General features: G+C 65.9%; 19 protein-coding genes. 8 read left to right on the plus strand and 11 right to left on the minus strand.

Annotation, left to right across the window (positions count from 1 at the left end; translation table 11 throughout):
- Positions 1-3: 3 nt before the first annotated feature.
- Positions 4-1371 (minus strand): acetyl-CoA C-acetyltransferase, encoded by a 1368-nt coding sequence (locus tag AU252_RS21740; RefSeq protein WP_058932485.1) that lies wholly within the window; start codon positions 1369-1371, stop codon positions 4-6.
- A 61-nt stretch (positions 1372-1432) separates the two neighbouring features.
- On the opposite strand from AU252_RS21740, the gene AU252_RS21745 reads away from it, so the two are divergent.
- The gene (locus tag AU252_RS21745) at positions 1433-2125 is read left to right on the plus strand and encodes a TetR/AcrR family transcriptional regulator (RefSeq protein WP_430929458.1); all 693 of its coding nucleotides are present in this window, start codon (positions 1433-1435) and stop codon (positions 2123-2125) included.
- A 53-nt stretch (positions 2126-2178) separates the two neighbouring features.
- Positions 2179-4326 (plus strand): acyl-CoA dehydrogenase, encoded by a 2148-nt coding sequence (locus AU252_RS21750; protein ID WP_058932486.1) that lies wholly within the window; start codon positions 2179-2181, stop codon positions 4324-4326.
- Positions 4327-4489: 163 nt separating this feature from the next.
- Here AU252_RS21750 and glgA read toward each other — a convergent pair whose 3' ends face one another.
- Complete coding sequence (gene glgA / locus AU252_RS21755) at positions 4490-5686, minus strand: glycogen synthase (protein WP_058932487.1); 1197 nt, start codon at positions 5684-5686, stop codon at positions 4490-4492.
- Positions 5687-5785: 99 nt separating this feature from the next.
- Here glgA and glgC point away from each other — a divergent pair, with 99 nt between their 5' ends.
- The 3 genes from glgC to AU252_RS21770 all read left to right on the plus strand — a co-directional run bounded on the left by glgC (position 5786) and on the right by AU252_RS21770 (position 9318).
- Entirely contained in the window at positions 5786-7195 is a 1410-nt protein-coding gene (glgC, locus tag AU252_RS21760) for a glucose-1-phosphate adenylyltransferase (RefSeq protein WP_058932488.1), read from the plus strand.
- An 83-nt stretch (positions 7196-7278) separates the two neighbouring features.
- Positions 7279-8730, plus strand: coding sequence for an SDR family oxidoreductase (locus AU252_RS21765; protein WP_058932489.1), 1452 nt, complete (start codon positions 7279-7281; stop codon positions 8728-8730).
- A 144-nt stretch (positions 8731-8874) separates the two neighbouring features.
- Complete coding sequence (locus tag AU252_RS21770) at positions 8875-9318, plus strand: pyridoxamine 5'-phosphate oxidase family protein (RefSeq protein WP_058933102.1); 444 nt, start codon at positions 8875-8877, stop codon at positions 9316-9318.
- A 45-nt stretch (positions 9319-9363) separates the two neighbouring features.
- Here AU252_RS21770 and AU252_RS21775 read toward each other — a convergent pair whose 3' ends face one another.
- The 3 genes from AU252_RS21775 to AU252_RS21785 form a co-directional block, all read right to left on the minus strand.
- Positions 9364-10215 (minus strand): transglutaminase family protein, encoded by an 852-nt coding sequence (locus tag AU252_RS21775; RefSeq protein ID WP_058932490.1) that lies wholly within the window; start codon positions 10213-10215, stop codon positions 9364-9366.
- A complete protein-coding gene (locus AU252_RS21780) occupies positions 10212-11138 on the minus strand; it encodes an alpha-E domain-containing protein (protein ID WP_056339904.1) in 927 nt (308 codons plus the stop codon). Before AU252_RS21780 ends, AU252_RS21775 begins: the two co-directional genes overlap by 4 nt.
- A 75-nt stretch (positions 11139-11213) precedes the next feature.
- Positions 11214-12770: a circularly permuted type 2 ATP-grasp protein gene (locus AU252_RS21785; RefSeq protein ID WP_058932491.1), complete on the minus strand. Its 1557-nt coding sequence runs from the start codon at positions 12768-12770 to the stop codon at positions 11214-11216.
- Between the two features lie 192 nt (positions 12771-12962).
- On the opposite strand from AU252_RS21785, the gene AU252_RS21790 reads away from it, so the two are divergent.
- Positions 12963-13952, plus strand: a complete 990-nt coding sequence (locus AU252_RS21790; RefSeq protein WP_058932492.1) for a YeiH family protein — start codon at positions 12963-12965, stop codon at positions 13950-13952.
- A gap of 53 nt (positions 13953-14005) precedes the next feature.
- On the plus strand, positions 14006-16651 hold the full coding sequence (pepN, locus tag AU252_RS21795; protein ID WP_058932493.1) for an aminopeptidase N: 2646 nt from the start codon (positions 14006-14008) through the stop codon (positions 16649-16651).
- Between the two features lie 16 nt (positions 16652-16667).
- On the opposite strand, the gene AU252_RS21800 is transcribed toward pepN, so the two are convergent.
- From AU252_RS21800 to AU252_RS21820, 5 genes are all read right to left on the minus strand, one after another.
- On the minus strand, positions 16668-17759 hold the full coding sequence (locus AU252_RS21800; RefSeq protein ID WP_058932494.1) for a lipoate--protein ligase family protein: 1092 nt from the start codon (positions 17757-17759) through the stop codon (positions 16668-16670).
- Positions 17760-17873: 114 nt separating this feature from the next.
- Entirely contained in the window at positions 17874-18131 is a 258-nt protein-coding gene (locus AU252_RS21805; protein ID WP_056339888.1) for a type B 50S ribosomal protein L31, read from the minus strand.
- A gap of 122 nt (positions 18132-18253) precedes the next feature.
- Positions 18254-19078: a TrmH family RNA methyltransferase gene (locus AU252_RS21810; protein ID WP_058932495.1), complete on the minus strand. Its 825-nt coding sequence runs from the start codon at positions 19076-19078 to the stop codon at positions 18254-18256.
- Between the two features lie 7 nt (positions 19079-19085).
- Positions 19086-19871 (minus strand): sulfite exporter TauE/SafE family protein, encoded by a 786-nt coding sequence (locus AU252_RS21815; RefSeq protein ID WP_058932496.1) that lies wholly within the window; start codon positions 19869-19871, stop codon positions 19086-19088.
- 19 nt (positions 19872-19890) lie between these two features.
- On the minus strand, positions 19891-20676 hold the full coding sequence (locus tag AU252_RS21820; RefSeq protein ID WP_058932497.1) for an ABC transporter ATP-binding protein: 786 nt from the start codon (positions 20674-20676) through the stop codon (positions 19891-19893).
- A gap of 167 nt (positions 20677-20843) precedes the next feature.
- On the opposite strand from AU252_RS21820, the gene serB reads away from it, so the two are divergent.
- Positions 20844-21737, plus strand: coding sequence for a phosphoserine phosphatase SerB (gene serB / locus AU252_RS21825; RefSeq protein ID WP_058932498.1), 894 nt, complete (start codon positions 20844-20846; stop codon positions 21735-21737).
- A 49-nt stretch (positions 21738-21786) separates the two neighbouring features.
- On the opposite strand, the gene AU252_RS21830 is transcribed toward serB, so the two are convergent.
- Positions 21787-22632 (minus strand): VOC family protein, encoded by an 846-nt coding sequence (locus tag AU252_RS21830; protein ID WP_058932499.1) that lies wholly within the window; start codon positions 22630-22632, stop codon positions 21787-21789.
- Between the last annotated feature and the right edge of the window lie 143 nt (positions 22633-22775).

The raw sequence follows: 22775 nt of genomic DNA on the forward strand, positions 1-22775 counted from the left end.
CGCCTAGAGTGCTTCGAGTATTGCGACGACGCCCTGGCCGCCGGCGGCGCAGATGGAAATAAGTCCGCGCGCAGGCCTTCCCTCGACGGTGCCTTTGGCCTGCAGCATCTTGGCCAGCGAGGCCACGATGCGTCCGCCGGTGGCTGCGAACGGGTGGCCCGCGGCCAGGGAGGAGCCGTTGACGTTCAGCTTGGTGCGTTCGATGCTGCCGAAGGCACCCTTAAGTCCCAGCCGGGTGCGGCCGAACTCATCATCTTCCCAGGCGGCCAGGGTGCTCAGGACAGTCCCGGCGAAGGCTTCGTGGATCTCAAAGAAGTCGAAGTCATCCAGCGTCAGTCCGTTGCGGGCCAGCAGCCTGGGGACCGCAAACGCGGGAGCCATAAGCAGTCCGTCCTTTCCGTGGACGAAGTCCACCGCGGCGGCTTCACCATCCACGACGGTGGCGAGCTTCGGCAGGTCATGGGCATCAGCCCAGTCTTCGGATGCGAGCAGGACCGTGGAGGCCCCGTCGGTCAACGGTGTGGAGTTTCCCGCCGTCATGGTGGCCTCGGCGCCGAGGCTCTTCCCGAAGACGGGCTTGAGTGTAGCCAGCTTCTCCAATGTGGTGTCCGCCCTCAGGTTGGAGTCCTTGGCGAGGCCTCGGTATGGCGTCAGGAGGTCATCGAAGAATCCTGCGTCATACGCGGCGGAAAGGTTGCGGTGGCTGTTGAAAGCCAGCTCATCCTGGGCCTCGCGCGAAATGTTCCATTGCGCGGTGGTCAGCGCCTGGTGCTCGCCCATGGACAGGCCGGTGCGTGGCTCCCCCGTACTCGGAGCATCGGGGGCCAGGTCCCTGGGCCGCAGGCGGCTGAGTACCTGCAGGCGCTGGGGCAGTGTCTTGGCGCGGTTGAGGTCCAGGAGTATCTCGCGGAGGCCTTCACTGACAGCAATGGGGGCATCCGACGCCGAGTCGACACCACCGGCGATGGCGGAATCGATCTGGCCCAGTTTGATCTTGTTGGCCAGGCCCAGAACCGTTTCGAGGCCGGTGGCGCACGCCTGCTGCAGGTCGTAGGCGGGGGTTTCCGCCGACAACGCCGAACCAAGGACTGCCTCGCGGGTGAGGTTGAAGTCGCGGGAGTGCTTGAGTACGGCCCCCGCCGCAACCTCGCCGATCCGCTCATCCTGGAGGCCAAACCTGGCGATAAGACCGTCCAGTGCGGCAGTGAGCATGTCCTGGTTGGATGACTTCGTGTAGGCCCCGCCGGACCGGGCAAACGGGATCCGGTTACCACCCACAATTACGGCCCGGCGGCCTGGACGCGCCGCGCCGGAAGTCGTGGGGCTGACGAATTCGTGGGGTTCGGTGCCGGACTGTCCATTGACGGGCATGGGTGACTCCTCTGATCTGCGACGGTTACCGATACCCAGCGTACCTGATACGCTGAGTATCGTGAACAACCTCCACGCAGAAGTCCCGACGCCGGCTGCCGGCGCAATTGCCGACGGCCGTTCGGCCCGCTGGCAGCCCCACCGGGAGGAACGACGCCGGGAGCTCATCAGGTCCGCACGCCGCGCGGTCCACGCGCTGGGCAGCGACGCCTCCATGGAGGAGATTGCAGCGGCCGCCGGCACCTCAAAGTCGGTCTTCTACCGCTATTTCGGCGATAAGGCAGGACTTCAGCACGCCGTCGGGGAAGTGGTCCTGAGCCAGATGCAGCGCAAGATCCGCGAAGCGGCACAGGGTGCCCAGACTCCTCGGGAAGGGCTGCTGGCCATGATTTCTGCCTATCTCCAGATGGCGGAAACCAGCCCCAATGTCTACAGTTTCGTCACCCGCTATGCGCCGGTGGATGCGGACAGCCACCAGGGATCGGCGGCCATTTCGGGAGCCCTTGGCCACTTCTTCGATTCCATCGCGGAGATGATCGCCGTGCCAATGCGGACCCACCTCGGCGAAGGCAAAGAAGCGGTGATCGGCTACTGGCCCACGGCGGCCATCGGCCTGGTCCGAAATGCCGGTGAGCAATGGCTCAGCACGCCGGCTTCGGCGGCGAAGCCGGACCAGGAAGCCATGGCGCGCCAGATCACGGCCTGGTTATGCGTGGGGATCGCCCCCGAGCTTAGCCCCGCCAGCGCGGCATGATTCCGCCCCAAGAACCTCACACCCTCCTGTCAGAACCAACGAAGGACATTGACATGACCGAAGTAGTGGACCGCCCCACCGGCCCGGACGCCGCCGTAACGAATACAGCCGTAACGAATACAGCCGCTGCGGGCCCAGCGGTCACCAGCCCCAGCGCCAACTACGGCTCGGCTGTGCAGCCCGCCGTCGACGTTGCCGCCCTCGGCGAGCAACTCCTGGGCAAATGGGCGGACTCCCGTCGCCAATCCCGCGTGCTGGCCAGTGACCCTGCACTGCACAAAATTGAAGGACTGACGCACACCGAACACCGGACGCGAGCCTTCGGCCAGTTGAAGTACCTCGTGGACAACAGCGCCGTGCACCGGGCCTTCCCGTCGGCACTGGGCGGTTCCGATGACCACGGCGGCAACATCGCGGCGTTCGAGGAACTGGTCACCGCCGACCCGTCCCTGCAGATCAAGGCTGGTGTCCAGTGGGGCCTCTTCGGCTCGGCCGTGATGCACCTGGGCACGCAGCAGCACCACACCAAATGGCTGCCAGGCATCATGAGCCTGGAGATCCCCGGCTGCTTCGCCATGACGGAGACCGGCCACGGTTCCGATGTGGCCAGCATCGCCACCACCGCGACCTACGACGCCGAAACCCAGGAATTTGTGGTCCACACACCGTTCCGCGCTGCGTGGAAGGACTACATCGGCAATGCAGCCATCGACGGCCTCGGCGCCGTCGTTTTCGCCCAGCTCGTGACAAATGGCGTCAACCATGGCGTGCATGCCTTCTACGTTGACCTCCGGGACCCCCAGACCAAGGAGTTCATGCCCGGGATCGGTGGCGAGGACGACGGAGTCAAGGGCGGCCTCAACGGGATCGACAACGGCCGGCTGCATTTCGACAACGTCCGCATCCCCCGCACGAACCTGCTGAACCGCTACGGCGATGTGGCACCTGACGGGACCTACACGTCGTCCATTGCCAGCCCCGGCCGCCGCTTTTTCACCATGCTGGGAACCCTCGTCCAGGGCCGCGTGTCACTGGACGGCGCGGCCGTGGCGGCGTCGAAGGTCGCTCTGACAGCAGCCATCCGCTACGCCACCGAACGGCGCCAGTTCAACGCGTCGTCGCACACTGACGAAGAGGTCCTTCTGGACTACCAGCGCCACCAGCGGCGCCTGTTTACCCGGCTGGCCACGACGTATGCCGCGGGCTTCGCGCACGAGCAGCTCCTCCAGAAATTCGACGACGTCTTTTCCGGCGCCCACGATACTGACGAGGACCGGCAGGATTTGGAAACCCTCGCCGCAGCCCTGAAGCCGCTGAGCACCTGGCATGCCCTTGACACCCTGCAGGAATGCCGCGAGGCGTGCGGCGGCGCCGGCTTCCTGATCGAAAACCGCTTCGCCTCCCTCCGGGCGGACCTGGACGTCTATGTCACGTTTGAGGGCGACAACACCGTCCTGCTCCAGCTTGTGGCCAAGCGCCTCCTGGCCGACTACGCCAAGGAGTTCAGGAACGTCGATTTCGGGGTCCTGGCCCGCTACGTGGTGGCCCAGGCAACGGGCGTGGCGATCCATCGCACCGGCCTGCGGCAGGTGGCACAGTTTGTCGCTGATACGGGATCAGTCCAGAAGGCCGCCATTGCGCTCCGGGACGAGGAAGGCCAGCGCGCCCTCCTGACCGACCGGGTCCAGACCATGGTGGCCGACGTCGGGTCGGCCCTGAAAGGCGCCAACAGACTGCCCGTCGAAAAGGGGGCGGCCCTCTTCAACCAGCACCAAAACGAGCTGATCGATGCCGCCCAGGCCCACGCGGAGCTCCTGCAATGGGAGGCGTTCACGGCGGCCCTGGAAGACGTCACGGACCCCGGCACCAAGCGGGTCCTGACCTGGCTGCGCGACCTGTTCGGCCTGTCGCTGATCGAAAAGAACCTGTCCTGGTACCTGATGAACGGCAGGCTCTCCATGCAGCGGGCACGCACCGTGGGTGATTACATCAACCGGCTCCTGGTCAAGATCAGGCCCCACGCCCTGGACCTGGTGGACGCCTTCGGGTACGGCGACGAGCACGTGCGCGCATCAATCGCCACCGGTGCCGAGAAGACCCGGCAGGACGAGGCCCGCGCCTACGTCAGGGCACAGCGGGCCAGCGGCAACGCACCCGTCGACGAAAAGGTGCTGCTGGCGCGCACGGCTACCTCCCGATAAAGCAACGCGAGGTCACTTCAAGCCCCTCCGACGCCCCGGAATGGGCACTTTGTGACCCCGCGTTGGATCAGGCGTTATGTACGAACGACGGCGCCGGTCCCCTCGGTGGGGGCGGCGCCGTCGTTCGCTGTTTGGTCACTAGTGCTGCTGTTCCTGCCGTCCGTCAGGAAAGCACTGAGCGGTAGACCTCGAGGGTGGTCTCGGTGATGGAGTCCCAGGAGAAGTGCTCCTCCGCGCGGCGCCGGCCGGCCTGGCCCATGGCACGTGCCCGTTCGGGATCGGACACCACCTCGGTCAGAGCGGCGGCAAATTCCGTCACGAACTTCTCCGGATCAAGCGGCGTGCCGGTACCGTCGGTGACCTGCTCCAGGTCCACCAACAGGCCCGTCTCGCCATGCTGGACCACCTCGGGAATGCCGCCCGTAGCGCTGGCCACCACGGCAGCACCGCAGGCCATCGCCTCGAGGTTGACGATGCCCAGCGGTTCATAGATGGACGGGCAGGCGAACGCTGTGGCGTGGCTGAGGACCTGGATGAGTTCGTTCCGCGGCAGCATCCGTTCGATCAGGACGACGCCGGTCCGCTGGCTCTGCAGCTCCTCGATCAGGCGTGCAGTTTCTGCGGCGAGCTCGGGGGTATCCGCCGCGCCAAGGCACAGCACGAGCTGCACATCGGCCGGAAGCTTCGCGGCGGCACGCAACAGGTACGGCACGCCCTTCTGGCGCGTGTTGCGTCCGACAAACACCACGCTCGGCTTATCCGGATCAATGCCCAGGGCGCGGACGGCGTCCTGGTTTTCGTCGCGCTGCCACAGTTCGACGTCGATGCCGTTGTGGACCACCCTGACTTTGGCAGGGTCAACGTCGGGGTAGCTGCGAAGGATGTCCTGGCGCATGCCTTCCGAAACGGCGATGATCGCTGCTGCCGCCTCGTAGGCAGTTTTCTCGACCCAGGAGGACAACGCGTAGCCGCCGCCAAGCTGCTCGGCCTTCCACGGCCTCAGGGGCTCCAGGCTGTGGGCACTTAATACGTGCGGGATGCCGTGGAGCAGGGACGCCAGATGGCCGGCCATGTTCGCATACCAGGTGTGCGAATGGACCAGATCGGCACCTGCCACGTCCGGCACGATCCGCAGGTCCACCCCGAGCGTCTGGACGGCGGCGTTGGCCGAGCCCAGGTCTTCGGGAACGGAATAGGAAGTCACCCCGGCACCGTGGTAATCGGCGTCGCGGGGTGCACCGAAGGCACGAACCTGCAGGTCAACATGCTTACTAAGCACCCTGCTCAATTCGGCCACGTGGACTCCGGCGCCTCCGTAGATCTCGGGCGGGAACTCTTTAGTCACAATGTCTATTCGCACGTTACCCAAGGTAGTCGTTCCGCACTATCTGTTCTAGTGTGAAGGAGTCCGGGCATGCCGGACTGTTTGGGGTTACGAAGGCGTACAGGAGCTACTACCATGCCGTTGAATAAAAGAGTCCTGGCCATTGTCCTCGCGGGCGGCGAGGGAAACAGGCTAATGCCATTGACGGCAGACCGGGCGAAACCTGCAGTGCCGTTTGCCGGCAGTTACCGTCTGATCGACTTTGCGCTGTCCAACCTGGTGAATTCACGCTACCTGCAGATCGTGGTCCTGACCCAGTACAAGTCCCACAGCCTTGACCGCCACATTTCCGAGACCTGGCGGATGTCCACGCAGCTGGGCAATTATGTGGCCTCCGTGCCGGCGCAGCAGCGCGTCGGCAAGAGCTGGTTCCTCGGCAGCGCCAACGCCATCTACCAGTCCCTGAACCTGATCCATGACGCCAACCCCGACATCGTCGTCGTGGTTGGTGCGGACCACGTGTACCGCATGGACTTCGCCCAGATGGTGGAGCAGCATGTGCAGAGCGGCGCCAAGGCCACTGTGGCCGCCGTGCGCCAGCCGTTGAGCATGGCCAACCAGTTCGGTGTGATCGAGGTGGACCAGGAGGACCCGCAGAAGATCGCTGCATTTGTGGAAAAGCCCGCCACAACTCCTGGCCTGGCCGCTGATCCCACCCAGTTCCTGGCTTCCATGGGCAACTACGTTTTCGACGCCGACGCGCTGGTGGATGCCCTTCACGTGGACGCCGAACGGCTCGACACCAAGCACGACATGGGCGGGGACATCATTCCCTACTTCGTCAGCCAGGGTGAGGCCGGAGTCTACGACTTCACCCTCAACGACATCCCCGGCTCCACGGAACGCGACCGGACCTACTGGCGCGACGTCGGCACCATTGATTCGTTCTACGACGCCCACATTGACCTCATCTCGCCGTTGCCTGTGTTCAACCTCTACAACTCGGAATGGCCCATTTACACACGCCAGAGCATCTCCCCGCCCGCCAAGTTCGTCCGCGGGCAAAACGACACCGTGGGCACCGCCCTGGACTCCATCGTGTCCAGCGGCGTGGTCATCTCCGGCGGCGTCGTGGAGGGCTCCGTCCTGTCCAACGACGTCTTTGTGGGGAACGGCAGCAGGGTCATCGACTCGGTCCTGATGGACAAGGTGAACATCGGCGAAGGTGCCGTGGTCAACCGGGCCATCCTGGACAAAAACGTGAAGGTTCCGGCCGGCGCCGCGATCGGCCTGGACCATGACCTGGACCGCGCCCGCGGTTTCAAGGTGACCGACTCCGGCATCACCGTGCTCGCCAAAGGCCAGCAGGTGCCCGAGCCCGGGGACGCGGAACGTGCGCTCGCCGCAAAGAACCTCCACCAGGTACCGGATGCCGTCAAGGCGGCCACAGCCAACTACCCCGAACTCCGCGAATCAGTCGAACAGGCCGCTGCGGTCCACGCGGAAACAGCAGCCCAGGCCGCCCCGGGCGGCCGCCGCGCCTAAACGAAGGACAGCCAGGCCTGGCCGGGCTGCGAACCCCGCGGCACGGTCAGGCTGGATCTTCGCCAGGCTGTAAAATCGGTACAATGAGCTCCCCCGATCTGACGCCTGAGGAAATCCAGGCCTGCCTCAAGGTTTTGAACACCATCCACGTCTACGACGAGGAACACCCCGACTATGTCTCGGTGCGCCGTGCCACCGGGAAGATGTTCAAGGCCGTGAAGCGTCACCGCCGCGTCACCAAGCGGGACCTGATCTCCGAAGCCGACCGGGCCGTCATCGCCCAGACGGCAACGGCAGCACCGGACCGGATCGACGACGAGACCCGCGGCAACAAGCTGGAGACCTCGGCGACGGGCAAGGTGGCCGGGCACCTGATCCGTTCCCGCCCCTGCTATATCTGCAAGAGGCACTACACGCAGGTGGACGCTTTTTATCATCAGCTCTGCCCGGAATGCGCCGCCTTCAGCCACAGCAAGCGGGATGCCCGCACCGACCTGACAGGCCGGCGTGCGCTGCTCACCGGCGGGCGGGCCAAAATCGGCATGTACATCGCGCTGCGCCTGCTCCGGGATGGCGCGCACACCACCATCACCACCAGGTTCCCCAAAGACGCCGCACGCCGTTTTGCGGCAATGGAAGACAGCAGCGAGTGGCTGCACCGGCTCCGGATCGTGGGCATCGACCTGCGCGACCCGTCACAGGTGATGGCCCTGACGGATTCGCTCAACGCAGCGGGCCCCCTGGACATCATCATCAACAACGCCGCCCAGACGGTGCGCCGATCCGGCAACGCCTACAAACCCCTGGTGGACGCCGAGGACGAGCCATTGCCCGCCGCCCTGGAGCCGGCCAACGGCGGACCGGAACTGGTGACCTTCGGCCACGCCCACGACAAACACCCCCTCGCCCTGGCGAGCAGTGTCACGGATCATCCGGTGCTGGCCGGCGACGCCATCACTTCGCTGGCGCTCTCCACCGGATCGGCCTCGCTGGAGCGGATCGCCTCCGGAACAGCGATCGACGCCGGCGGCCTGGTCCCGGACCTGGCTGACATCAACAGCTGGACCCAGGTGGTGGACGAGGTTGACCCCCTTGAAATGCTGGAAGTCCAGCTCTGCAACGTCACGGCCCCGTTCCTGCTGGTTAGCAGGCTCCGGGACGCCATGAAGCGCTCCACGGCGCACCGGAAGTACATCGTCAACGTCTCCGCCATGGAAGGCCAGTTCTCCCGCGCCTACAAGGGCCCCGGGCATCCGCACACCAACATGGCCAAGGCAGCCCTGAACATGATGACCCGCACCAGCGCCCAGGAGATGCTGGACGCCGACGGGATCCTGATGACTGCGGTGGACACCGGCTGGATCACTGACGAACGGCCGCACTTCACCAAGGTCCGCCTCATGGAGGAGGGCTTCCACGCGCCCCTGGATCTGGTGGACGGCGCCGCCCGCGTCTACGATCCGATCGTGATGGGCGAAAACGGCGAGGACCAGTACGGGGTCTTCCTCAAGGACTACAAGCCCAGCCCCTGGTAGGACGAACACTGTCCTGCGCAGGGTGTTGGGCGTAGGCTCGGCGGCATGAGCAGCGAGCCAATGTCCGGTGACCCAATGTCCGGTGACCCAGCGTCCAACGAGTCAACGTCCCGAGAGTCCAACTCCGGCGAGTCAACGTCCCAGGTGCAGAACCTGGAACACCACGAATGCTGGGCCCTGTTGCGGACGGTTTCGGTCGGCAGGCTGGCCGTCCTGGTGGACGGCCAGCCTGATATCTTCCCCATCAACTACACGGTGGACGGCGGAACATTAGTGTTCCGCACCGGCGCTGGAACCAAGCTGGCCGCCGCCTCGGGAGGTGCCGCTGTGGCGTTGGAGGCCGACGGCGTGGATGCCGTCAGTGGCCTGGCCTGGAGCGTGGTGGTCAAGGGACCGGCAAAGGCCATCACAGGAACCGAAGGCATCCTGGACTCCGCAGCCCTGTACCTCTTCCCATGGCAGGCCGGGAAGAAGGACACGTTTGTCCGGGTGAGCCCTGGTACGGTGACCGGGCGCCGGTTCAAAGTCACCGCACCCATGACCTGGTGGACCCAGCTCAGCGGAGCGGCCAAGGCAGCCCCGGAGTAGTCCTGGGCCGGACCCTGGGCAGGACGAGGACACGCCCCCGACTGCCTAAGCGAGGCGGGTGATTTCCACGCTCACGCTGAGCGCCGATCCGCCGCCGCCGGACAGGATGCCCTTCAGCGGTGGTACGTCCCGGTAGTCCCGGCCCCTGGCGACGGTGACGTGGTAGTCCCCTGCAGGCTTGTGGTTCGTGGGATCCCAGCTGCGCCACTCGCCGTCCCAGAACTCCAGCCACGCATGTGACTGGCCGGCGACTGTCTCGCCGACGGCCGCCGTCGACCTCGGGTGCAGGTACCCGGAAACGTACCGGGCGGGAATGCCGCAACTGCGCAGCGCACCGATGGCGAGGTGCGCGAGGTCCTGGCAAACGCCCTGCCGCTGTCCCCACGCTTCTTCGGCGTTGGTGGTGACCGCGGTGGAACCGGACATGTAGGTCATCTCGCCGCGCATCCACTCGAAGATGGCCATCGCAGCCTCGTGCGGGTTCTTGCCTTCGACCACGCCTGGAATGATTCCCAGCACCTCGGCACCGGGACCGCTCAGCTGCGACTGCGGCAGCCAGTCGCTGAAACTGTTCAGCGACTCCTCCGACGCCAGGACGTCCCAACCGGCGATGTCAGCGTCCGCGGGGATCTTTTCCGCCCGGTGAACTTCGACGGTGATGTTGGAAACGACCTCAAGATGGTCGTGCGGCATCTGCATGTCGAAAGCCGTGACCCGGGTGCCCCAGTAGTCCCGGTAGTTGCTCACGGCCGCCTGCGACGGCGAGACCTTGAGCACGGATTCAAGGACCACCTGCTGGGGATCGGTCAGGGGTGTCATGCGTGCCTCATTGTAGGACAGCGTGACGCGCTTGTTGTACTTGTAAGCCGTGGTGTGGATGATGCTCAGCCGGGTCATGAAACTTCTCCCACCCAGGCCAGTTCGTCTGCCTGATTGAAGTATTTACGGGAAATGGCGTCCGAGGCCTGCGAGACGGCCTTCTGCACGCGTTCCATGTGTTCGGGCAGTTCGGACATCAGATCGTCCGTCCGGTGGAACTCGAGGAACGTGCGGGCCTGGCCCACGATCCGGCGGGCGTCGTTGATGAAGCCTACGCGCTGTGCCGAAGGGTCCAGCTTGGCGAGGCACTCATCGGCGTCCCGCAGGGCGTAGACGATGGACCGCGGGAACAGCCGGTCGAGCAGGAGGAACTCGGCGGCGTGCTGGTCCCCGAAGGCGGCCCGGCGGGTCCGCAGGAACGACTCATAAGCCCCCGCGCAGCGCAGCATGTTGACCCAGGACATGCCAGCAGAGAGGACATCCCGGGTGGAGAGCATCCGCGCGGTCATGTCGGCGCGCTCCAGGGACCGGCCCAACACCAGGAAGAGCCAGCTTTCATCATGGCTCACGGTGGTGTCGGCCAAGCCGCTGACCATGGCGGTCCGTTCCAGCGTCCAGTTGCAGAAGCGGTACGTCCCTACCACGTCCTTGCGGTGCTGGCTCAGCCCGTAGTAGGTGGTGTTGAGGCTTTCCCACAGGCCCGAGGACACGGTCTCGCGGGCACGGCGGGCGTTCTCGCGTGCGGCGCCCAGCGACCCGGCGATGGACGTTGCGCTGGTTTTGTCGTATGCCAGCGCGTGGAGGAGCTCGGGAAGGCCGAAGTCCTCGCTCTGCGGCCTGGCGCCCATCACTGCGAGCAGTTCCTGGGCCACCCTGCGGCGTTCGTCCATGGGCAAGTGGTTCAGGCGTTCCAGGTGCACATCCAGGATGCGGGCGGTGCCGTCGGCCCGTTCCACATAGCGTCCGATCCAAAATAGGGACTCAGCAATACGGCTAAGCATTCGCGGTGACCTCCTGCGCGTCCGAAATCTGTGGGAATGAACCCGTGAACATTTGTGCCGGTTCGATGGCCCGGCTCACTGCTGCTGCTCCGACTGGCGGTCGCGCCAGTTGCTCTCCACTGGCCAGACGGAAACCCGCTCGCGGATGGAAATGGTGGGCCGCGGAACAGTTTCCACCGGCACCTGGGGCGAGTCTGCCAGCACCCAGGTGTCCTTGGAGCCGCCGCCTTGGCTGGAGTTCACAATGAGGGAGCCTTCCTTGAGCGCCACCCTGGTGAGTCCGCCGGGGAGTACCCAGACGTCGTCGCCGTCGTTGACAGCGAAGGGGCGCAGGTCCACGTGGCGCGGGCCGAACTTGTCCCCGCCGAGGGTGGGCACCGTGGAAAGCTGCAGTACGGGCTGGGCGATCCAGCCACGCGGGTCAGCGACGACCCGCTTTCGCAGGGCCTCGAGTTCATCATTGGAGGCGTCCGGCCCGATGACCAGGCCCTTGCCGCCGGAGCCGTCCACGGGCTTCACCACGAGCTCAGCCAGGTTGTCCAGGACATACTCCCTGGACTCTTTCTCCTCCAGCCGGAACGTGTCCACGTTCGCGATGACAGGTTCCTCGCTGAGGTAGTACCGGATGAGGTCCGGAACGTAGCTGTAGACAAGTTTGTCGTCGGCCACGCCGTTGCCCACGGCGTTGGCGATGGTCACCCCGCCGGCCCGGGCGGCGTTGACCAGCCCGGGGCAGCCGAGCATGGAATCAGAGCGGAACTGCAGCGGGTCCAGGAACTCGTCGTCGATGCGTTTGTAGATCACGTCCACGCGCTGCTCACCGGCCGTGGTGCGCATGTAGACGCGGTTGCCGCGGCAGATGAGGTCGCGGCCTTCCACAAGCTCCACGCCCATCAGGCCGGCCAGCAGGGTGTGTTCAAAGTAGGCGCTGTTGAAGACGCCGGGGGTCAGCACCACTACCGTGGGATCGTCGACGCCGGCGGGCGCCGTTTTGCGCAGGGCGGACAGCAGCCGGCGGGGGTACTCTTCCACGGGCCGGATGAGCTGCTGGCCGAATGCTTCGGGCAGGCCCTTGGCCATGGCCCGCCGGTTTTCCAGGACGTAGCTGACGCCGGACGGCACCCGCACATTGTCTTCCAGGACACGGAAGGTGCCCGCCGCGTCACGCACCACATCGATGCCGGAGATGTGGACGCGGACTCCGCCGGCCGGTTCGAAGCCGTGAACCTGGCGGTGGAAGTGGGCGCTGGTAGTGACGAGCTGGCGCGGGATGACACCGTCTGCCACGACGTTCATCTTGTCGTAGACATCGTTGAGGAAGGCTTCCAGGGCCCGGACGCGCTGCGCCACACCCTTTTCCAGCACGGTCCACTCATCAGCGGGGATAACGCGGGGGACGATGTCGAGCGGAAACGGCCGCTCCTCCCCCGCGAAGTCAAAGGTCACACCGCGGTCCAGGAAGGTCCGTGCCATGGAGTCCGCCCGGGCGCTGACATCGGCGAGGGAGAGCTTGCGGAGCGCATCCGCCACCTCCGCATACGAATCGCGGGCCTCCTGGCCGGGGGCGAACATCTCGTCGTAGGCGCCCGTGCGCCCGGCGGCCTCGGAGTAATCCTGAAATAGGTCTGACATGTCCTTTAGCCAACCATCTTTTTGTTTCGAAATCATTACTGCCATCCATTGTGGCGTGTTGCCGGGGACAGCGCCGGTTCGTTGAATCCGTGTCCTATCCGGCAAAGTAGGTGAGTGCCAGAATCAAGTAATCCCGGTGGCTCCGGCGAGGGCGGGAACAGCGGCCTGAGGGCCCGCGTTCGTGACGCGACGATGCGTTCCCGCCGGCTCCTGCCCGGCCTCCTGACGGCCACACCCGCGCTGGCCGTGGCCTTCGCGGTACATGCCGTGGTGCCGGCACTGCCCGCCATGACCGTCGCGGTGGCGCTGGGCCTGCTCGCCGCGAACCTGCCCGGCACGGCGGTGTGGATCGCCGGACGGGCGCGTCCGGGCCTGGACTTTGCGGGCAAGCACCTGATGCGGGGCGGCATCGTCCTGCTGGGCCTCAAGGTGAGCATCATGGACATCCTGGGCCTCGGCTGGCTGGCCATGGTCCTGATAACGGGTGTGGTGCTGCTGAGTTTCGGCGGCACCTACCTGCTGGTGCGGCTGTTCCGGCTGCCGCGTGAGACCGCGCTGCTGGTGGCAACCGGCTTTTCGATCTGCGGGGCGTCCGCCATCGGTGCCATGGCGGCCGTGCGGCGGATCCGGCATGCGGATACTGTCCTGCCGGTGGCGCTGGTGACACTGTGCGGCACGCTGGCGATCGGCATCCTGCCGCTGCTGATGCATCCCCTGCAGTTGAGCCCCCTCGCTTTCGGCGCCTGGACGGGTGCGTCGGTGCACGACGTCGGCCAGGTGGTGGCCACGGCGCAGACCGCGGGCACCGCAGCCCTTGGCATCGCCGTCGTCGTTAAGCTCACGCGAGTGCTGCTCCTGGCACCGGTGGTGGCCGTGGCGGGCGTGCACCACCGCATGAGCACGTCAGGACAACATGCACTGCCGCCGCTGGTGCCCCTCTTCGTGGTGGGGTTTGTGGCCATGGTGGCGCTTCGGTCCACGGACTGGCTTTCGGACGGCTGGCTCGACGCCGGTGCGGGGCTGCAGGACATTCTCCTGGGAGCGGCGCTCTTCGGGCTCGGGTCGGCCGTGCGGATCCGCACGCTCCTGCACACCGGAGCGAGGGCGCTGCTCGCGGCGCTGGCGGCCTGGCTGCTGATCGCGCTGCTGGGCCTGGCAGCGGCCCTGCTGATGACGGCCTAGGCCGGCAGCCGGATGGTGACCGGCACACCCGGGTCCCGTGATTAGATAGCTGAGTGTCACATGAGAATCTGCAGCGCGATGAAGCCGCTCAACGGTCAGCCCTGATCAGCACCCACAGTTACGACGTCTCCCTGGATGTGCGGCAGGCAGCGGACCCGGACGTGGCGGGCTACATCAGCCGCAGCGTTATCCACTTCTCCGCCGCCGTGCCGGGCCAGGGGCAGGCGGCGTCTACATTTCTGGATTTCATCGCCGGTGAGGTCCACAGCGTGTTCCTCAACGGCAAAGCGCTGCCCGTGGCCGACGTTGTGGACGGTTCCCGGATCCGCCTGGACAACCTGCAGGCAGAGAACCAACTCACCGTCACCGGCACTGCGCTGTACAGCCGGTCCGGCGAGGGCATGCACCGCTTTGTGGATCCCGCCGACGGCCAGTGCTACCTCTACACGCAGTATGAGCCCGCCGACGCCCGGCGAGTGTTCGCGAACTTTGAGCAGCCTGACCTCAAGGCCGAGTACACATTCCACGTGATGGCACCGTCCGGCTGGGAGGTGGCCTCCAACGGCGTGGAAGCGGCCCGGACACAACTGACCAGCGATCCGGCCACCAGCCGCTGGGACTTCGCCACCACCCGCCCCATGTCCACATACATCACCACAGTGCTCGCCGGGCCGTACTTCAAAGCCCAGGACCACTGGAGCGCCACGCTCGACGACGGCACGCAGCTGGAGGTTCCGCTGGCGCTGTACTGCCGGGCTTCCATGGCGGAATCGTTCGATGCCGCGGAGCTCTTCCGGCTGACCAAAAACGGGCTGGAATTCTTCAACCGGCTTTTCGATTTTCCCTACCCGTGGGGGAAATACGATCAGGCCTTTGTGCCCGAATACAACCTGGGCGCGATGGAAAACCCGGGGCTGGTCACTTTCACCGAAAGCTACGTGTTCACGTCCCGCGCCACCGACGCGCAGTACCAGGCCCGCGCGAACACGCTGATGCACGAGATGGCGCACATGTGGTTCGGCGACCTGGTCACGATGCAGTGGTGGGACGACCTGTGGCTGAAGGAGTCCTTTGCGGACTACATGGGTACCCTCGGTGTGGACCGTGCCACGGACTGGGAGACAGCCTGGGTGAACTTCGCCAACAAGCGCAAGGCGTGGGCCTACGTCCAGGACCAGCTGCCCACCACCCACCCGATCGTTGCCGACATCCCTGACCTTGAGGCCGCCAAACAGAATTTTGACGGCATCACCTACGCCAAGGGTGCGTCCGTACTCAAGCAGCTGGTGGCGTACGTCGGGTTCGATGCTTTCATCGCCGGCTCACGGCAGTACTTCCGCGATCACGCCTACGGAAACACCACCCTGGCGGACCTGCTCAAGGCCCTCAGCGCTGCTTCCGGCCGCGACCTTGCCGGCTGGGCTGCCGCCTGGCTGCAGACCTCCGGCATCTCCACACTGTCGCTGGAGACGGACACGCACGACACACTGTCGCTGGAGACGGACACGCACGACGGCGTCCTCGGCGCCGTAACGATCGTCCAGGCTGCAGTGGACCCCGTTACCGGACGGGAGGAACTGCGGCCGCACCGGCTGCGCGTGGGCTCGTACAACTTCGACGCCGACGGCGCCCTGGTCCGCACCGGGAGCATCGAAACGGACGTTGCCGGAGCGCGGACAGAGGTCCCGGAGTTGGCCGGGCAGCCGCGGCCCGCCCTCCTGCTCGTCAACGATGATGACCTGACCTACGCCAAAGTCCGGCTGGACCCGGTGTCCGAGGAAACAGTCTTGGCATCCCTGGACCGCATCACCGATCCGATGGCCCGCGCCCTCTGCTGGACCGCGCTGTGGAACTCCGCCCGCGACTGGGAAAGCCCGGCCTCCCGCTACGTGGAGGCCGTGACGTCGTTCGGCCCGTCCGAAACGGGAGTCGGCGTGCTGCTGAACATCCTCGAGAACGCCGCCACCGCCGTCGAACGCTACACCCCCTTGGCCCAACGCGACGCGGTGCGCGGCGCCTTCCTGGCGGCGGCCGACGCCCAGCTGGGTAAGGCAGCGCCGGGCTCGGACCACCAGCTGGCCTGGGCGCGGACGCTCGCCGCCGTCAGCCGTCATAACGCTGCCCTCCTCCCCCGGCTCAGGTGCCTTCTGGAGGGCACGGTGGTGGTGGACGGCCTGGCCGTGGACGCCGAGCTGCGCTGGAGCCTCTGGCACGCCCTGGCGGCCAACGGGCAGGCCACCCCCGAAGAGCTGGACGCAGAACTCGAACGCGACACCACCGCCTCGGGCCGGGCGGGCCACGCCACAGCCCTCGCCGCCCGTCCGGAGCCTGGTGTGAAGGCCGCCGCATGGCACTCTGCCGTGGAGGGGACGGAGCTGTCGAACCAGCTGCTCAGCGCCACCATCGTTGGATTTACCACCGCCTCTGGTGCCCTGCTGGAACCCTATGTGGAGCCGTACTTCGAGTGCCTCCGCGGTGTCTGGGACAACAGGAGCATTGAAATCGCCAGCCGGATCGTCCAGGGGCTCTATCCCCTGGCGCAGGATCTGCCGGCGGGGACCTTGCCTGCGGAGCACGGCGTGGTGCTCCGCACGGATGCCTGGCTGACGGCCAACTCTGACGCGCCGCGGGCGCTGCGCCGGATCATTGTGGAGCAGCGGAGCCACCTTCTGAGGGCGCTCAGCGCACAGGCTCTGTAGATCACCGGAAGGGCTCTTACGGGACCCGGTGCAGCCAATCCTCGGCGCCGAACTTGGTGGTCACCCGGTCCCTGGCGGCAGTGAGCTCGGCGGCAGTGAGTTCGGAGGGGGTGGCGGCGTACCGTTCGGTGAACACTTCCATCATGGCCGCGATGATCTCCGTGCGGGCCAGCCCGGTCTGCCGGCGCAGCGGATCAACCCGCTTCTTGGCGCTGCGCGTCCCCTTGTCAGAGAGCTTCTCCTTACCGATGCGCAGCACCTCGACCATCTTGTCGGCGTCGATGTCGTAGCTCATGGTGACGTGGTGCAGCATGCCCCCGTTGGCCAGGCGTTTCTGGGCAGCGCCGCCGATCTTGCCCTGGTCCGTCGCGATGTCGTTCAGGGGCACGTAGAACGCCGTTACCCCGATTTTCTCGAGTGCGGCCATTACCCAGGCGTCGAGGAATGTGTAGGAGTCCGCGAAGCTGATCCCGTCCACGAGCGTCTGCGGCAGGTACAGGGAGTACGTGATGCAGTTGCCGGCCTCCATGAACATGGCTCCGCCGCCGCTGATCCGCCGGACCACGGTGATGCCGTGCCGGGCGACGCCGTCGGGATCCAGCTCGTTCCTGAAGGACTGGAAACTGCCGATCACCACGGATGGTTCTTCCCAGTCCCAGAACCGCAGGGTGGGGTTGCGACGGCCGGCGCCCACTTCCTCGGTCAGCACCTCGTCCAGGGCCACGTTGATATGCGTGGGCAGCACGGTGGGAGCGATGATGTTCCAGTGGTGGTCGGTCCAGGACGTGGCATTCGCCAGCGCGCGGCGAACGGTGACGGCCACGGCGTCGGCAGAAAAGCCGAACAGGACGGCGCCGGGCGGCAGCGATGCGGTGACGGCCACGGACAGCTCCGCCGCCGTCGTGCTTTCCGGAAGTCCTGTCAGCGCCCGGTTGATGGCCGGCAGAGCCTCGTCGGGTTCGAGGAAAAAGTCGCCGCTGAGGGAGACGTCGGCGAGGACACCGTCCACAACGTCGAAATCCACCACCACAAGTTTGCCGCCGGGGACTTTGTACTCACCGTGGTGGCTGCGGGGGCGGTCTTCAGCGGCAAACGGCGAGGCAGTCATGACATCCATCCTGCCCCACGATAGGGGCTCCCCGAAACGACAAAACCCCAGACGCAAAAAGCCCGCACCGTTGCCGGTGCGGGCTTTCCAAAGAACCTTGGGGGGTGAAGTGAATTACTTCGCGCCGCCGAAGCCCTTGAAGCGAGCGTTGAAGCGCTCGACGCGGCCTGCAGAGTCCATGATGCGCTGCTTGCCCGTGTAGAACGGGTGGGACTCGGAGGAGATTTCGACGTCAATGACCGGGTAGGTGTTTCCGTCTTCCCACTCGATGGTCTTCTTGGAAGACACGGTGGACTTGGTCAGGAACTTGACGCCGGAAGCCAGGTCGTTGAAAACAACAGCTTCGTACTTCGGGTGGATATCAGACTTCATAATGGGGCCTTTGTTCGCACAACTGGATTTTGCCAGCTGCCAGGTATGAATGGGATGGCTGGTGCCTGCTTCACTGCCGCATGGCAGAAAGCACAGGACAGCCAGCTGTTAATAATAGCTGATCAACGCGGACCCTGCGAACCGCGGGGCCGGAGTTCCCAGAACGCCACGGCGGAGGCGGCGGCCACGTTGAGGGAGTCCACGCCGGCGCGCATGGGGATCTTCACGGCGAGGTCGACGGCGGCAAGCGTCTCGGCGCTCATGCCGGCACCTTCGGTGCCGAGCACCAGGGCCAGCCGGTCAGGATTGCGCGCGGCAAGCGCGTCCACGTCCACGGCATCCCCGGTGAGTTCCAGCGCGGCCACCGTGAAGCCGGCTTCCTTAAGCAGCGACAGGTCCTGCGGCCAGGACTCCAGCCGCGCCCAGGGCACCTGGAAGACCGTTCCCATGCTGACCCGGACGCTGCGGCGGTAGAGCGGATCGCCGCAGCGCGGCGAAATCAGGACGGCATCGATGTCCAGGGCCGCGGCCGACCGGAAGATGGCACCCACGTTGGTGTGGTCCACGATGTCCTCCAGGACAGCGACCCGGCGCGCGCCGGCCAGCAAGTCGTGGAGGGGCACCGGTTCCGGCCGTTGCATGGCCGCCATGGCGCCGCGGTGGAGGTGGAACCCGGTGATCTCTTCGAGCAGGGCAGCGCTGCCAATAAAGGCGGGAACGTCCGGATGGGCACTGAGGACATCCTGCAGGTCAGCCAGCCATTTCTCCGCCAGGAAGAACGACCTTGGCCGGTGGCCGGCCGCCAACGCCCGGCGCAGGACCCGAGAGGATTCGGCGATGTACATTCCCTCAGCTGGTTCACGGAGCTTCCGCAGGTGCACGTCCGTCAGCTGCGTGTAGTCGGAGACACGGGGATCCCCGGCCGATTGAAGGTAGTGGATTGTCACCGGCTGATTATTTCATCAGGTTGGCGATCATAAAGCCCAGCGCCATCAGGCCGAGCGCAAAGATGACAGTCCGCAGCACAGCCGGGGACAGCCGCCGTCCCACCTTGGAGCCCAGGAGGCCCCCGATCGTGGAGCTCACGGCAATCAGGAGCACCACCAGCCAGTTGATCCGGTCAAACGCGAAGAGCAGGTAGGACACTGCGGCCACGAGGTTCACGCCGAGGACCAGGATGTTCTTCATGGCATTGGCGTTCTGGATGGTGCCGGTGAGGAACACGCCCAGAATGCCGACCAGGAGGATGCCTTGGGCGGCCACGAAGTAGCCCCCGTAGACGCCGGCCAGGTACACCAGCACGATCAGGAGGATGCCATGGCGTTTGTCCTTGATGGCGTGCACGGGGTTTTCCTCGCGGTTGCGGACCCAGGCCTGCAGCCGCGGCTGGAACACCACCATCAGCAGGGCAAGGACCAGGAGGACCGGTGCGACGTAGTGGAAGACCTTCTCCGGCAGGTGCAGCAGCAGCCAGGCTCCGGTGATGCCGCCCAGCAGCGACGCCGGGAGGAGCTTCAGCAGCTGCAGGCCGCGGCCCTTGAGCTCGCGGCGGTAGCCCCACGCGCCCGCTGCGGTGCCGGCCACAAGGCCCATCGCGTTGCTCATGGAAGCGACCACCGGAGTGACGCCGAGGGCGATCAGGACCGGGAAGGTGACCAGTGTGCCGGAGCCTACAACGGCGTTTATGGTGCCAGCCCACAGGCCGGCAAAAAACACAAAGATGCTGCTGAGAAGATCCACGGTTGGCGGCGCCCGCGGCCTAGCGGCGGGCGGTGGCGGTGTAGCGGCCGGCGTTGACGGTGACGTCGAGTTCCACGCCGAAGGTCTTGCTGAGGTGCTCCGCCGTGAGCACACCCTCGAGGGGTCCTGCCGCCACCACGTTGGATTCACGGAGCAACATCGCGTGGGTGAAGCCAGGCGGCACTTCTTCGAGGTGGTGGGTGACCAGAACAATGGCCGGAGCGGCGTCATCACGGGCCAGTTCGGTGAGGCGGTGCACCAGGTCCTCGCGCCCACCCAGGTCCAGGCCGGCGGCAGGTTCGTCGAGCAGGAGGAGTTCCGGGTCAGTCATCAGGGCTCGGGCAATCTGGACGCGCTTGCGCTCACCCTCGGACAGGGACGCGAACGCCCGGTTCAGGAACGGCCCCATGCCCCAATCATTCAGCAGCCTGAAGGCCCGGCGTTCGTCAGCCCTCTCATATCCCTCACGCCACCGCCCCGTCACGCCGTACGCCGCGGTGACAACAACATTGAGGACCGTTTCGTGCCCGGGAATCTGATTGGCCAGTGCGGCAGAGGACAGGCCGATGCGGGGCCGGAGTTCAAACACGTCCACGGAGCCGAGGATTTCCTCCAGGACGCCGGCTATGCCGCTGGTGGGGTGAAGACGGGCTGCAGCAATCTGCAGGAGAGTGGTCTTGCCTGCGCCGTTGGGTCCCAGGATGACCCAGCGCTCGCCCTCCTTGACCTGCCAGTCCACCTTGTTCAGGAGCGTCTTAGACCCACGGACAACGCTGACGGCGGCCAATTCAAGAACATCACTCATAGGAGTAGACACTAGGACAAAACAGGGACGGACTGATAACTGAAACGTGGACAGCGACGCTTGTCACAGTCCCGGCCACGGCCCGTCTGCTGGCTGGCCCACGGGTTCGCCATCAACATGGCGCAATCAATTCGGGCGGCTCTCCCCCGCTGGCTAAGATTGCAGCCATGACTTCGAACGTGACTGCGGTCAGCTATGGCCCAAAACTGACTGCCTCCGGGCTCGACAAGCTGCGCTCCGCCCTGACGGGCAGTGGCGCCACGCTCCAATCCGAATCAAGGGGCGGGGACAGCCGGTTTGAGGTCCACACTGCCGAGGTCGCCGTCGCGGATGGCACGGACGCCGGCATTTCGGCCCTCCGCCGGGCGGTGGCCGAGGCGGCGCAGGATGGCCTGGACACCGCCATCGTTCCCGCTGGCCTGCGTGCGGCTCCGCGGAAGCTGTTGATCATGGACGTTGATTCGACGCTGATCCAGCAGGAAGTCATCGAGCTCCTGGCGGCCTATGCGGGCAAGCGGGAGGAGGTGGCGGCAGTCACCGAAGCGGCGATGCGCGGTGAACTGGACTTCGCGCAGAGCCTCCACGCGCGGGTGGCCGTGCTCGCAGGGCTGCCGGCCGCCGTCGTCGATTCCGTCCGGGCGGAAGTGAGGCTGAGCGAAGGTGCCGCTGAGCTGGTTGCTGCGTTCAAGGCTGCAGGCCACGTGGTGGCCGTGGTGTCCGGCGGGTTCAACCAGATCCTGGGGCCCATCGCTGAGGATCTGGGCCTGGACTACTGGCTGGCAAACGAACTTGAGATTGTGGACGGGGCCCTGACCGGCAAGGTGCTCGGTGCCGTCATCGACCGTGCGGCGAAGGAAAAGTACCTGCGCGAGTGGGCGGCCGCAGAAGGAATCGCCATGGAACACACCATTGCCGTGGGCGACGGCGCCAACGACCTGGACATGCTCGGGGCCGCCGGGATGGGAGTGGCGTTCAATGCCAAACCTGCGGTCCGGGCAGTTGCGGACTCTGCGATCAACATGCCGTACCTCGACGCGGTGCGCCACATCGCCGGGGTCTGAAGCCCGGCAGGCTCCATCCCGCTGGCCGGGTGGAATCAGCCGGGTCCGCTCAGCCCGCGGGCGGCGTGTACTGGCTCGCGGTGAAGACGGCTCCGCCGGGATCCCGGATCAGGACAGTGCGCGTCCACTCGTTATCGTCCTGCCCCAAGATGACCGCGCCCAGGCGCTCCGCTGTCTCCGCCGCACGGTCCCGGTCTGCGACAGTAAACGTCACGTGCCACTGCGGACGCTCCCCCGGCGCCGCGGCGGCAAGCCAGGCAACAGCGTCCTCGAAACCGCTGGGAACCAGGTCGCCCGACTGGCGATCCCTGATGGTGGGGTCGACAGTGGCCTCAAGGTGATCACCGTAACCGGGGCGGCGGATCATCGTGCCGAAGCCGAGGTCGTCGAACTGCCAGCCGAAGGCCTTCGTGTAGAAAGCGATGGCCCCCTCGGTGTCCGTGGTGTGCAGGTCGCTGAAGTTCCATCCACCGGGAAGGTTCACCGCCTGGGCACCGAGTCGCTCGCGGGCCTGCCAGATGCGGAACTCGGCGCCTTCGGGATCCGCCAGTACTGCCTGGACGCCTCCTGAGCCCGCATCGGCAGGGGCCGATTTCAGTGTTGCGCCGACCGAGAGCAGGTGGCGCGCGGCAGCATCTGCTTCGTCGACGGAGACGTAGGTGTTCCACATGGCGGCACCGGTTCCGGGGCCCGTGATCGCGCCGGCCTCCTGGCCGTCAAGGGTGGCTATGACGTACCTGCCGGTGCCGCCGGACGGGGCGGTGTCCTCGAATTCCCACCCGAAGATTCCGCCGTAGAACTGCATGGCGGCCTCCACATCGGGCTGCTCGGTGTCCACCCAGCACGGAACACCTGCCGGATAGCTACGGCCTGTCACCTCTGGTTGCTGTGCCATGCACAAAACCCTAGGCGGCCTTGCTCGCGTAGACAACGCCCTGGGCTCACCGTTGCTTCGCGACAGACAAAGCTCCGGGCAGGAGTACTGCCCGGAGCTCGTCATGGTGATGGGTTGCCGCGTGGAAATACGGCCCTTCAGGT

The sequence above is a fragment of the Pseudarthrobacter sulfonivorans genome (assembly GCF_001484605.1).
In the GTDB taxonomy this organism is placed as follows: Bacteria; Actinomycetota; Actinomycetes; order Actinomycetales; family Micrococcaceae; genus Arthrobacter; species Arthrobacter sulfonivorans_A.

What these genes read in the sequence shown, in the direction of transcription:
- AU252_RS21790 (WP_058932492.1), top strand. Translation starts at nt 12,963, where the DNA reads ATGCGTTCCCGCCGGCTCCTGCCCGGCCTCCTGACGGCCACACCCGCG.
- AU252_RS21800 (WP_058932494.1), bottom strand. Translation starts at nt 17,759, where the DNA reads ATGACTGCCTCGCCGTTTGCCGCTGAAGACCGCCCCCGCAGCCACCAC.
- glgC (WP_058932488.1), top strand. Translation starts at nt 5,786, where the DNA reads ATGCCGTTGAATAAAAGAGTCCTGGCCATTGTCCTCGCGGGCGGCGAG.
- AU252_RS21775 (WP_058932490.1), bottom strand. Translation starts at nt 10,215, where the DNA reads ATGACCCGGCTGAGCATCATCCACACCACGGCTTACAAGTACAACAAG.
- AU252_RS21820 (WP_058932497.1), bottom strand. Translation starts at nt 20,676, where the DNA reads ATGAGTGATGTTCTTGAATTGGCCGCCGTCAGCGTTGTCCGTGGGTCT.
- AU252_RS21780 (WP_056339904.1), bottom strand. Translation starts at nt 11,138, where the DNA reads ATGCTTAGCCGTATTGCTGAGTCCCTATTTTGGATCGGACGCTATGTG.
- AU252_RS21805 (WP_056339888.1), bottom strand. Translation starts at nt 18,131, where the DNA reads ATGAAGTCTGATATCCACCCGAAGTACGAAGCTGTTGTTTTCAACGAC.
- AU252_RS21750 (WP_058932486.1), top strand. Translation starts at nt 2,179, where the DNA reads ATGACCGAAGTAGTGGACCGCCCCACCGGCCCGGACGCCGCCGTAACG.
- AU252_RS21785 (WP_058932491.1), bottom strand. Translation starts at nt 12,770, where the DNA reads ATGTCAGACCTATTTCAGGATTACTCCGAGGCCGCCGGGCGCACGGGC.
- AU252_RS21765 (WP_058932489.1), top strand. Translation starts at nt 7,279, where the DNA reads ATGAGCTCCCCCGATCTGACGCCTGAGGAAATCCAGGCCTGCCTCAAG.
- serB (WP_058932498.1), top strand. Translation starts at nt 20,844, where the DNA reads ATGACTTCGAACGTGACTGCGGTCAGCTATGGCCCAAAACTGACTGCC.
- AU252_RS21740 (WP_058932485.1), bottom strand. Translation starts at nt 1,371, where the DNA reads ATGCCCGTCAATGGACAGTCCGGCACCGAACCCCACGAATTCGTCAGC.
- AU252_RS21830 (WP_058932499.1), bottom strand. Translation starts at nt 22,632, where the DNA reads ATGGCACAGCAACCAGAGGTGACAGGCCGTAGCTATCCGGCAGGTGTT.